This window comes from Massilia glaciei (assembly GCF_003011895.2).
GTDB lineage: Bacteria > Pseudomonadota > Gammaproteobacteria > Burkholderiales > Burkholderiaceae_D > Telluria_A > Telluria_A glaciei.
On record NZ_PXWF02000081.1, the window covers coordinates 1 to 11,259 of the forward strand.

At 66.6% G+C, this 11,259-nt stretch carries 11 protein-coding genes; all 11 read left to right on the forward strand.

From position 1 onward, the window contains the following. Window positions 1-334 (forward strand): DUF4115 domain-containing protein (locus C7C56_RS06115; protein WP_146204307.1); only part of this gene is annotated, 334 nt, incomplete at its 5' end. A gap of 12 nt (window positions 335-346) precedes the next feature. After that, window positions 347-1,660 (forward strand): flavodoxin-dependent (E)-4-hydroxy-3-methylbut-2-enyl-diphosphate synthase, encoded by a 1,314-nt coding sequence (gene ispG / locus C7C56_RS06120; protein WP_106756579.1) that lies wholly within the window; start codon window positions 347-349, stop codon window positions 1,658-1,660. A 20-nt stretch (window positions 1,661-1,680) separates the two neighbouring features. Next, window positions 1,681-3,027 carry a histidine--tRNA ligase gene (gene hisS, locus C7C56_RS06125; RefSeq protein ID WP_106756580.1) on the forward strand — a complete coding sequence of 449 codons (1,347 nt, stop codon included), beginning with the start codon at window positions 1,681-1,683 and terminating at the stop codon, window positions 3,025-3,027. 141 nt (window positions 3,028-3,168) lie between these two features. Beyond that, the gene (locus tag C7C56_RS06130; RefSeq protein WP_106756581.1) at window positions 3,169-3,816 is read left to right on the forward strand and encodes a YfgM family protein; all 648 of its coding nucleotides are present in this window, start codon (window positions 3,169-3,171) and stop codon (window positions 3,814-3,816) included. Window positions 3,817-3,876: 60 nt separating this feature from the next. Continuing rightward, window positions 3,877-5,028 carry an outer membrane protein assembly factor BamB gene (gene bamB / locus C7C56_RS06135; RefSeq protein WP_106756582.1) on the forward strand — a complete coding sequence of 384 codons (1,152 nt, stop codon included), beginning with the start codon at window positions 3,877-3,879 and terminating at the stop codon, window positions 5,026-5,028. Between the two features lie 4 nt (window positions 5,029-5,032). Continuing rightward, on the forward strand, window positions 5,033-6,376 hold the full coding sequence (gene der / locus C7C56_RS06140) for a ribosome biogenesis GTPase Der (RefSeq protein ID WP_106756583.1): 1,344 nt from the start codon (window positions 5,033-5,035) through the stop codon (window positions 6,374-6,376). 144 nt (window positions 6,377-6,520) lie between these two features. Then, entirely contained in the window at window positions 6,521-6,757 is a 237-nt protein-coding gene (gene hfq, locus C7C56_RS06145) for an RNA chaperone Hfq (RefSeq protein ID WP_106756584.1), read from the forward strand. Between the two features lie 72 nt (window positions 6,758-6,829). Beyond that, entirely contained in the window at window positions 6,830-8,107 is a 1,278-nt protein-coding gene (gene hflX, locus C7C56_RS06150; protein ID WP_106756585.1) for a GTPase HflX, read from the forward strand. Window position 8,108: 1 nt separating this feature from the next. Continuing rightward, window positions 8,109-9,350, forward strand: coding sequence for an FtsH protease activity modulator HflK (hflK, locus tag C7C56_RS06155; RefSeq protein ID WP_106756586.1), 1,242 nt, complete (start codon window positions 8,109-8,111; stop codon window positions 9,348-9,350). After that, window positions 9,350-10,234, forward strand: coding sequence for a protease modulator HflC (hflC, locus tag C7C56_RS06160; RefSeq protein ID WP_106756587.1), 885 nt, complete (start codon window positions 9,350-9,352; stop codon window positions 10,232-10,234). Before hflK ends, hflC begins: the two co-directional genes overlap by 1 nt. A 306-nt stretch (window positions 10,235-10,540) precedes the next feature. Beyond that, a partial coding sequence (locus C7C56_RS06165; protein WP_106756588.1) for an ATP phosphoribosyltransferase regulatory subunit occupies window positions 10,541-11,259 on the forward strand: 719 nt, incomplete at its 3' end.

Below are 11,259 nucleotides of genomic sequence, written 5' to 3' on the forward strand. Positions count from 1 at the left end.
GCCGTCGGTGGCGCAGCAGCTGGCGGTGCCGCTGATCTCGGTCCCGCCGCCGGCCGCCGCTGGCGCCGCGCCGGCCGCGGCCGCGTCCGCCGCCGTCCCCGGCGTGCTCGTGCTCAAGATGCGCGACAATTCCTGGGTCGAGCTGCGCCCCGAAACGGGCGCGCCCGTGCTCAAGCGCCTGCTGCGCCGCGGCAGCACCGAGACCGTGACCGCCGCCGGCCCGCTGACCCTGGTGGTGGGCAACCCCGGCGAGGTCGAGGCCAGCTGGCGCGGCGCCGCCGTGGCCTTGCCGCCGGCCCCGGGCAGCACCATCTCACGCGTGAACCTCAATTAATACCCAATCAATATGTCGAGCTCCGATACCTCCGATACCTCCGATACCTCCGATACCTCCGGTTTGAACCAGGCCATCCCCTCGGGCCCGCTGGGCCGGCGCGCCAGCCGCGCCGTGCTCGTCGCGCACGGCGCGCGCCGGGTCTGGGTCGGCGGCGACGCCCCCGTGGTGGTGCAGTCGATGACCAACACCGACACCGCCGACGTGATCGGCACCGCGATCCAGGTCAAGGAGCTCGCGCGCGCCGGCTCCGAGATGGTGCGCATCACGGTCGACCGCCCCGAGGCCGCCGCCGCGGTGGCGCTGATCCGCGAGCAGCTCGACAAGATGGAGATCGACGTGCCGCTGGTGGGCGACTTCCACTACAACGGCCACACCCTGCTGCGCGACTATCCCGAGTGCGCGCGCGCGCTCTCGAAGTACCGCATCAACCCGGGCAACGTGGGGCAGGGCGCCAAGCGCGACACCCAGTTCGCCCAGATGATCGAGATGGCCGCGACCTACGGCAAGCCGGTGCGCATCGGCGTCAACTGGGGCAGCCTCGACCAGTCGCTGCTGGCGCGCATCATGGACCAGAACGCCGCGCGCGCGCAGCCGTGGAGCGCGCAGGCTGTCATGTACGAAGCCTTGATCACCTCGGCGATCGAGAACGCGGTGCGGGCCGAGGAGCTCGGCCTGGCGCGCGATAAAATCATCCTCTCGTGCAAGGTCTCGGGGGTGCAGGACCTGATCGCCGTGTACCGCGAGCTGGCGCGCCGCTGCGACTACCCGCTGCACCTGGGCCTGACCGAGGCCGGCATGGGCAGCAAGGGCATCGTCGCCTCGACCGCGGCGCTGTCGGTGCTGCTGCAGGAGGGCATCGGCGACACCATCCGGATCTCGCTCACGCCCGAGCCGGGGGGCGAGCGCACCAGGGAGGTCATCGTCGCGCAGGAGATCCTGCAGACCATGGGCCTGCGCAAATTCGCGCCGATGGTGATCGCCTGCCCCGGTTGCGGGCGCACCACCTCGACCACCTTCCAGGAGCTGGCCGACGACATCCAGACCTACCTGCGCGAGCAGATGCCGGAATGGAAAAAACTGTATCCGGGCGTCGAGGGCATGAACGTGGCCGTGATGGGCTGCATCGTCAACGGCCCGGGCGAGTCGAAGCACGCCAACATCGGCATCAGCCTGCCCGGCACGGGCGAGTCGCCGGCCGCGCCGGTGTTCGTCGACGGCCAGAAGACCGTGACCCTGCGCGGCGGGAAAATCGTCGAGGAATTCCAGGCGATCGTGCTCGACTACGTGCAGCGCACCTATGCCAAACCAGCTGTGTCAGCTTAAGAACAGAATAGAATAAAACCATGTCAGAGAATAAAAAAGCGGAAAAAATCACGGCTGTTAAGGGGATGAACGACATCCTGCCGGCCGACGCGCCCCTGTGGGAGCTGTTCGAAAACACCGTGCACTCGGTCCTCAAGAGCTACGGCTTCCAGAAGATCGTGACCCCGATCGTCGAGGACACGGCGCTGTTCAAGCGCGCCATCGGCGCCGTCACCGACATCGTCGAAAAAGAAATGTACTCGTTCACGGATTCGATGAACGGCGACGCATTGACCCTGCGCCCCGAGGGCACGGCCGGCGTGGTGCGCGCCGTGATCGAGCACAACCTCGTGTACGAGGGCCCCAAGCGGGTCTGGTACAAGGGGCCGATGTTCCGCCACGAGCGCCCGCAGCGCGGCCGCTACCGCCAGTTCTTCCAGGTTGGCGCCGAGGCGGTCGGCTTCGCCGGCCCCGACATCGACGCCGAGCTGATCATGCTGTGCCGGCGCCTGTGGGACGACCTTGGCCTCGAACACATCCGCCTCGAGCTCAACTCGATCGGCGACGCCGCCGAGCGCGGGCGCCACCGCGTCGACCTGATCGCCTACTTCGAGGCCAACCTCGAGCTGCTCGACCTTGAAGCCAAAAACCGGCTGCACGCCAACCCGCTGCGCATCCTCGACACCAAGAACCCGGCCATGCAGGACCTGGTCAACAAGGCGCCCAAGCTGCTCGACTACCTCGAGGCCGAGTCGATCGCCCACTTCGAGGGCGTCAAGCGCATCCTCGACCACAACAACGTGCCGTACACGGTCAACCCGCGCCTGGTGCGCGGGCTTGACTACTACAACCGCACCGTGTTCGAGTGGGTCACCGACGCGCTCGGCGCCCAGGGCACCGTGTGCGCTGGCGGGCGCTACGATCCGCTGATCGAATCGTTCGGCGGCAAGCCGACCCCGGCCGTCGGTTTCGCGATGGGCATCGAGCGCCTGATCGAACTGATGAAAATGGCCGGCGAGCCGGCCGATCCGTCCACCTGCGACGTCTACATGGTGCACCAGGGCGAGGCCGCGCAGATGCAGGCCTTCGTGCTGGCCGAGAGAATTCGCGATGCCGGACTCGATGTTGTGCTACATTGCGCGGCTGCGAGCGGCGCGGGCAGCTTCAAGAACCAGATGAAAAAGGCCGACGCCAGCGGCGCCGCTTTCGCCGTGATCATCGGCGAGGACGAAATCGCCAACCATGTGGTCAACGTCAAGGCCATGCGCGCGGCCGGGGGCGGGCAACAGCAGGCCACGGTGCCGTTCGACGAGGCGGTCGACCACCTGGTCGACCAGATCATCGGCGGGCACGACCACGACCACGACCACGTGCACTACCACCATTGAATCGGCGGCGCGCACGGCGCCGATCGCGGGTATACTTTTTGAGCATTCCAGGCACGCGTTTGTAACACCGGACCGGCGGCACGCACGCAAGAGGCGCGCCGCGGGCCCATTTTGATCCACCCACTTACCCACATTTATCTCATGGCATACGATCTCGAAGAACAAGAACAACTGGCCTCAATGAAGGCGTTCTGGGCCCAGTACGGCAACCTGATCACCTGGGTGCTGATCATCGCGCTCGGCTCCTTCGCCGCCTACACCTACTGGGGCCAGCGCAACCGCGTCCAGGCGGTCGAGGCCTCGGCCCTGTACGACGAGCAGCTCGCGCTGCTCGCGGCCAAGGACAACGCCAAGGTCCAGCGCATCGCCGCCGACGTCCAGGCCAAGTACAGCCGCACCGTGTACGCCGCCATGAGCGCGCTGGTCGCGGCCCGCAGCGCCTTCGACGCCAACGACGCCAAGGCCGCCAAGGCCCACCTGCAATGGGTCGTCGAGCATGGCAACGACGAGTACAAATCGGTAGCGCGCCTGCGCCTGGCGGCGGTGCTGCTCGACGAAAAGGCCTACGACGAGGCCCTCAAAACGATCGCCACCGACATGCTGCCGCAGTTCGCCGGCGCCGTTGCCGACCGCAAGGGCGACATCCTCGCGGCCCAGAACAAGGTGGCCGAGGCGCGCGCCGCCTACCAGGGCGCGCTCGACGCGATGTCCAAGGACAATCCGGGGCGCCAGCTGGTCCAGTACAAGCTCGACGCGCTGGGCGAGGCGGCGCCGAAGACCGCGGCCTGAGCTCGCCGCCGGACACCGAACAACCAATCAGAACCCTAGCTAAGTACAAGGTTACCGAATATGCGTATCACCCACAAGCTCGTTAGTGTAGGCGTGCTGGCCCTGATGGCGGGCTGCTCCACCATCAGTTCGCTCAACCCGTTCGCGGCCAAGAAGACCAACCTGCCGGCGCCGCTGGTCGAGCTCAAAGGCTCGATGGCCGTGCGCACCGCCTGGAAGCTCGACATCGGCAAGGCCCAGGAGTACGTGTTCGCGCCGGCCGTGGTCGGCCAGACCCTGGTCGTGGCCGGCGCCGGCGGCGACATCGCGCGCGTCGACGCCGCCAGCGGGCGCCAGATCTGGCGCGTCAAGGCGCCCACCGGGCTCTCGGCCGGGGTCGGCACCGACGGCGCGCTGCTCGTCGTCGGCGGCCTCGAGGGCACCGTGCACGCGTTCGACACCGACGGCAAATTCCTCTGGACCGCGCAAGCCTCGAGCGAGGTGCTCAGCACCCCGGTCATCGGCCAGGGCGTCGTGGTCGTGCGCAGCACCGACAACCGCATCGTCGGGCTCGACGCCGCCACGGGCGCCAAGAAATGGACCGTGCAGCGCATCTCGCCGCCGCTGACCCTGCGCAGCGCGCCGGGCATGGTGGTGGCCGGCAAGGAGGTCATCATCGCCCAGCCGGGCGGCAAGCTGATCTCGCTCAACCTGGGCACCGGCGCGGCGCGCTGGGAGGTGGCCGTGGCCGAGGCGCGCGGCGCCACCGAACTCGAACGCGTCACCGACATCGCCGGCAATCCGGTGCTGTTCGAGGGCGACGTCTGCGCCGTCGCCTACCAGGGCAAGGTCGGCTGCTTCGACGCCGCCACGGGCGCGCCGCGCTGGACCAAAAAGCTCTCGTCCGACGTCGGCGTCTCGGTCGACCAGCGCTTCGTCTTCACGTCCGAGGACAGCGGCGCCGTGAGCGCGTTCTCGCGCGACACCGGCAGCAGCGCCTGGCGCAACGACAAGCTCAGCTACCGGCGCCTGTCGACCCCGGTCTCGTACGGGCGCGCGGTCGCCGTCGGCGACTACCAGGGCATCATCCACTTCCTTTCGCGCGAAGACGGCGCCTTCCTGGCCCGCGCGGCGACCGACGGCAGCCCGATCATCTCGGCCCCGCTGGTGGTCGGCTCGAACCTCATCTTTCAAACACAATCTGGGACAGTGACCGCCATCGCGGTCGAATAACACCATGAAGCCGGTAATAGCACTCGTAGGACGCCCCAACGTCGGGAAATCGACCCTTTTCAACCGCCTGACCCGCTCGCGCGACGCGCTCGTGGCCGACCTGCCCGGACTGACGCGCGACCGCCACTACGGCGAGGGCCGCGTGGGCGAACGCCCGTTCCTGGTCATCGACACGGGCGGCTTCGAGCCCGTGGCGAAGGAGGGCATCATGTTCCAGATGGCGCTCCAGACCAAGCAGGCCGTGGCCGAGGCCGACGTCGTCGTGTTCATCGTCGACGGCCGCCAGGGCCTCACGCCGCACGACAAGACCATCGTCGACTTCCTGCGCAAGTCGGGCCGCAAGGTCATGTTGGTGGTCAACAAGGGCGAGGGCATGAAATACAGCTCCGTCGTGGCCGAGTTCTACGAGCTCGGCATGGGCGACCCGTACGTGATCTCGGCCGCCCACGGCGACGGCGTGGCCGACCTGGTCGACGAGGCCCTCAACGAGGCCTTCGCGCTGCGCCCTAGCGAGCCGGAGGAACTCGAGCCGGCCGCGCGCGGCATCAAGATCGCCATCGTCGGGCGCCCCAACGTGGGCAAGTCGACCCTGGTCAACACCCTCATCGGCGAGGAGCGCGTGATCGCCTTCGACATGCCGGGCACCACGCGCGACTCGATCGAGGTGCCGTTCGAGCGCGACGGAAAAAACTACACCCTGATCGACACGGCCGGCATCCGCCGCCGCGGCAAGGTGTTCGAGGCGATCGAGAAATTCTCGGTCGTCAAGACCTTGCAATCGATCTCCGAGGCGCACGTCGTCATTTTGCTGCTAGACGCCCAGCAGGACATCTCGGAGCAGGACGCCCACATCGCCGGCTTCATCCTCGAGTCGGGCCGCGCGCTGGTGGTGGCGGTCAACAAGTGGGACGGCCTGCAGTCGGACCAGCGCGACGAGATCAAGATCGACATCGACCGCAAGCTCGATTTCCTCTCGTTCGCCAAAACGCACTTCATCTCGGCCCTCAAGGCCACCAACATCGCGCCGATGATGAAGTCGGTCGAGGCGGCCTACGCGGCCGCCACCGCCGACCTGTCGACGCCGCGCCTGACGCGCGCGCTGATCGAGGCGGTCGAGAAACAGGAGCCGCGGCGCAAGGGCTCGATCCGCCCCAAGCTGCGCTACGCGCACCAGGGCGGACAGAATCCGCCGATCATCGTCATCCACGGCAACGCCCTCGATTCGGTCGGCGAGCCGTACAAGCGCTTTCTCGAAAAACACTTCCGCGACACGTTCAACCTGGTCGGCACGCCGCTGCGCATCGAACTGCGAATGGGCAAAAATCCATTTGCAAAATCGCAGAAATAGTCCCTTTCAATAGGATTATTTACGTTAAAACAGGGTAGAGTAGACCGGGTCGGCATAACAAATTGCGCAGATTGCCGCCCCGCCTACTTGAAAACGAGCGAGTCGCCTCCAAATCTTAAACTACAACAACATCACGGAGCTGTTATGAGCAACAAAGGGCAACTGTTACAAGACCCATTCCTCAATGCCTTGCGCAAAGAGCATGTTCCTGTTTCCATCTATCTGGTCAATGGCATCAAACTGCAAGGGCACATCGAGTCCTTCGACCAATACGTGGTACTGCTGCGCAACACGGTCACCCAGATGGTCTACAAGCACGCCATCTCCACGGTGGTACCCGCGCGCGCGGTCAATCTCAATCTTGATCCCGAAGCTGAATAAGGCATTGGGTCCAACCTTGAACTTGAACCTCCCGGCCACCAGCCCTCCCGCGGCGCCGCGCAAGGAAATCCCATGCGTGCGGCGCTAGTCGGCGTCGACTTCGGGGCGGGCGACTTCAACGCCGGCCTCGAAGAGTTGTCGCTGCTGGCCCAATCGGCCGGCGCGGAGCCGATCACCACCATCACGGCCAAGCGTGGCAGCCCCGACCCGGCGTATTTCGTCGGTAGCGGCAAGGCCGACGAGATCGGCCTCGCCTGCGCCGACGGGCAAATCGAGATCGTCATCTTCAACCACGCGCTGTCGCCGGCCCAGCAGCGCAACCTCGAGAAACGCCTCAACATCCGGGTGCTCGACCGCACCAGCCTGATCCTCGACATCTTCGCGCAGCGCGCCAAGAGCCACGAGGGCAAGCTGCAGGTCGAGCTGGCCCAGTTGCAGCACCTGGCCACGCGCCTGATCCGCGGCTGGACCCACCTTGAGCGGCAAAAGGGCGGCATCGGCCTGCGCGGCCCGGGCGAGACCCAGCTCGAGACCGACCGCCGCCTGATCGGCGAGCGCGTCAAGGCGCTGCGCGCGCGGCTCGAAAAGCTGCGCAAGCAGCACGAGACCCAGCGCCGCGCGCGCGGGCGCAGCCACACCTTCTCGGTCTCGCTGGTCGGCTACACCAACGCCGGCAAGTCGACCCTGTTCAACGCGCTGACCAAGGCCGGCGTGTACGTCGCCGACCAGTTGTTCGCCACGCTCGACACCACCAGCCGCCGGGTCTACCTCGGCGCCGAGGTCGGCAACGTGGTCGTCTCCGACACGGTCGGCTTCGTGCGCGAGCTGCCGCACCAGCTGGTGGCGGCGTTCCGCGCCACGTTGGAAGAGACCATCCACGCCGACCTGCTGCTGCACGTCGTCGACGGCGCCAGCCCGGTGCGCATGGAGCAGATCGAACAGGTCAACCTGGTGCTCAAAGACATCGGCGCCGACCATATTCCCCAATTGCTTGTCTGGAACAAGATCGACGCCGCCGGACTCGCGCCGGCGATCGAGCGCGACGAGGCCGGCGGCATAGGCCGCGTGTTTCTCAGCGCCCGCACCGGCGACGGCCTCGACCTGCTGCGCGAGGCCATCGTCGAGGCGGCCCGGCGCGCGCCCGGCCTGCGCCACCTGTTCGGGGCCGACGCAGGCGCCGACGGCGACTACGCGCTTGTGGTTGGCGCGGACGACGCGGACGGCGATGCCGATGCCGATGTCGAGGCCCTGCTGGCCGCCGAATCCGGTGTTTCGGACGGTATTTCAGACAGTATTTCAGACAGTAAGTCAGACAGTAAGCCCACCTCCACCAACGTCGGATCACGATAGTATGCTTGTCTCCTTGTTCAAACGCTTCGGCATCATCTCCGGCCCCAAGGCCCAGGAGAGCAAAAAACCCGGCGAGGGTCCCCCCGACCTCGACCAGATGTGGCGCGACTTCAACGCCCGCCTGAACCGCCTGTTCGGCCCCAAGGGGCCGGGCGACAACGGCGGCGGCGGCGGCCCGAACCTGCCCGACATGAAGGGCGCAGGCGTCATCGTCATGGTCATCGGCGTCGTGATCGCCCTGATCTGGCTCGCCAGCGGCACCTTCAGCGTGCGCCAGGGCCAGGCCGCGGTGGTCACCACCTTCGGCCAACTGAGCCACACCGCGGGCCCCGGCCTGAACTGGCGCTTTCCGGCGCCGTTCCAGGCGCACGAGACGGTCAACGTGTCGCAGGTGCGCACCACCGAGGTCGGCTACGCCGGCAAGGTCCAGAACAAAAAGCCGCAAGAGTCGCTCATGCTGACCGACGACCAGAACATCATCGACATCCAGTTCGCGGTGCAGTACACGCTCAAGGATCCGGTGGCCTGGCTGTTCAACAACCGCAACCAGGAGGACACCGTCAAGCAGGTCGCCGAAAGTTCGATCCGAGAGGTCGTCGGCAAAAGCAAGATGGACTTCGTGCTCTACGAGGGGCGCGAGAAGGTCGCCAAGGACGTGCACGCGCTGATGCAGGTGCTGATCGACAAATACAAGCTCGGCGCCCAGGTGACCAACGTCACGATGCAGGGCGTGCAGCCGCCCGAGCAGGTGCAAAGCGCCTTCGACGACGCCGTCAGGGCCGGCCAGGACAGCGCGCGCGCCAAGAACGAGGGCGAGGCCTACGCCAACCAGGTCATCCCGGTGGCCAGGGGCAACGCGTTCCGCCTGATGCAGGAGGCCGAGGCCTACCGCGCCATGGTCGTCGCCAACGCCACCGGTAACGCGGCCCGCTTCAGCCAGATCGTGACCGAATACCAGAAGGCGCCGGCCGTCACGCGCGACCGCATGTATCTCGACGCGATGCAGTCGGTGTTCACCAACGCGAGCAAGGTCATGATCGACGCCAAGTCCGGCAGCAACCTGCTGTACCTGCCGCTCGACAAACTGATCGCGCAAACGGCCGCCAACGACGCCGCCGTCGGCGCCAAGTCCGGTCCGGTGCAGCCGGCGCCGGCGGCCAGCGAGGCGGTCCAGAGCCTTGAACAAGTGCGCCAGCGCGACATGCGCAGCCGCGAAGCGACGCGCGACCGGGAGGCCCGCTAATGAACCGTGTAATCACCATCCTCGCCGCGATCCTGATCGCCGCCATGCTCATCTCGTCGACCGTGTTCGTGGTCGACCAGCGCCAACACGCCATCTTGTTCGCCTTCGGCAAGGTGCAAAGCGAAATCAAGGAGCCGGGCCTGCATTTCAAGCTGCCGCAGCCGTTCCAGAACGTGCTCTACCTCGACAAGCGCATCCTCACGCTCGACACGCCCGACGCCGACCGCTTCATCACGGCCGAGAAAATGAACATCCTGGTCGACGCCTACGTCAAATGGCGCATCGTCAACCCGACCCTGTTCTACGTCAGCTTCAACGGCGACGAGGTGCGCGCCAACGACCGCATGTCGCAGATCGTCAAGGCGGCCCTGAACGACGAAATCACCAAGCGCACGGTGCGCGAGGTGATCTCGGGCGAGCGCGGCAACGTGATGGCGGCGATCCAGAAAAAGGTCATCGACGAGGCCGAGGAGATCGGCATCTCGATCGTCGACGTGCGCCTCAAGCGGGTCGACTACGTCGAGCAGATCAACAGCTCGGTGTACGACCGCATGAAGGCCGAGCGGACCCGCGCGGCCAACGAATTGCGCTCGACCGGCTCGGCCGAATCCGAAAAAATCCGCGCCGACGCCGACCGCCAGCGCACCATCCTGCTGGCCGAGGCCTTCCGCGACGCCGAGCGCATAAAGGGCGACGGCGACGCCAAGGCGTCCGCGATCTACTCCCAGGCGTTTGGCCAGAACCCCGAGTTCTACAAGTTCTACCGTTCGCTCGAGGCCTACCGCGCCACGTTCCAGAACCGCGGCGACGTGCTCGTGGTCGACCCCAACTCGGACTTCTTCAAGTACTTCAAGAGCGCCGGCGGCGGCGCGGCCAGGAAGTAAATGCAGGCGGCGGCCGCCAAGCCGCCGATACAACGTCCTCGCGGGGGCGGCGCGGCAAGCCGCGCCGCCCCCGCGAGGACGTTGTTGGTTTGGGATCCCGAAATCCCCGCTTTGAGATTCCTGCAAGTGCCCGCCTTTCCCCCGCAAATGCAATTCGATACGAGCCCACCCGCCACCCCCGCCACGATTTGCTTCCTGCATCAACATGTTTTCGGGTAAAATTGATGGTTCTGCGCCACATTTTGCGTGAGCGCCCGCGCCTGTTGTTGCGCGTTTTTTAACATTCTCCCGATACTGCTTCTGCCCATGCCGAATTGGCTCCTGCCTGAAAATATTGCCGATGTCCTGCCGTCGGAAGCGCGCAAGATCGAAGAGCTGCGCCGCCTGATGCTCGACAATTTCCGCCTTTACGGCTACGAGCTCGTGATGCCGCCGCTGCTCGAGTACGTCGACTCGCTGCTGACCGGCGCCGGCAAGGACACCGACCTGCGCACCTTCAAGCTGGTCGACCAGATCTCGGGCCGCATGCTCGGCCTGCGCGCCGACATGACGATCCAGGTCGCGCGCATCGACGCCCACCTGCTCAACCGCGACTCGGTCACCCGCCTGTGCTACGCCGGCAGCGTGCTGCACACCCGTCCCTCGGGCCTGCATGCAACGCGCGAGCCGCTCCAGATCGGCGCCGAGATCTACGGCCACGCCGGGCTCGAGGCCGACGCCGAGATCCAGGAGCTGGCCATGGCCTCGCTCGCGCTGGCCGGCTTCGACGAGGTGCGGCTCGACCTGTCGCACGTGGGCGTGCTGCGCGCGCTGATCGCCGACGACGCCGCGGCAAGCAGGGACGAGGCCGCCCTGTGCGCGCTGCTGCGCGCCAAGGACAGCCCTGGCCTGGCCGCGCTCACGGCGAACTACTTGCCGGCCACGCGCGCGGCGCTGCTGGCGCTGCCCAATATGTACGGCGACATCGAGGTGCTCGCGCGCGCGCGCGCCGAGCTGCCGGCCGCGCCCGGCGTGGTCAAGGCGCT

What these genes read in the sequence shown, in the direction of transcription:
- C7C56_RS06130 (WP_106756581.1), top strand. Translation starts at nt 3,169, where the DNA reads ATGGCATACGATCTCGAAGAACAAGAACAACTGGCCTCAATGAAGGCG.
- hisS (WP_106756580.1), top strand. Translation starts at nt 1,681, where the DNA reads ATGTCAGAGAATAAAAAAGCGGAAAAAATCACGGCTGTTAAGGGGATG.
- hflC (WP_106756587.1), top strand. Translation starts at nt 9,350, where the DNA reads ATGAACCGTGTAATCACCATCCTCGCCGCGATCCTGATCGCCGCCATG.
- hfq (WP_106756584.1), top strand. Translation starts at nt 6,521, where the DNA reads ATGAGCAACAAAGGGCAACTGTTACAAGACCCATTCCTCAATGCCTTG.
- hflX (WP_106756585.1), top strand. Translation starts at nt 6,830, where the DNA reads ATGCGTGCGGCGCTAGTCGGCGTCGACTTCGGGGCGGGCGACTTCAAC.
- der (WP_106756583.1), top strand. Translation starts at nt 5,033, where the DNA reads ATGAAGCCGGTAATAGCACTCGTAGGACGCCCCAACGTCGGGAAATCG.
- ispG (WP_106756579.1), top strand. Translation starts at nt 347, where the DNA reads ATGTCGAGCTCCGATACCTCCGATACCTCCGATACCTCCGATACCTCC.
- hflK (WP_106756586.1), top strand. Translation starts at nt 8,109, where the DNA reads ATGCTTGTCTCCTTGTTCAAACGCTTCGGCATCATCTCCGGCCCCAAG.
- bamB (WP_106756582.1), top strand. Translation starts at nt 3,877, where the DNA reads ATGCGTATCACCCACAAGCTCGTTAGTGTAGGCGTGCTGGCCCTGATG.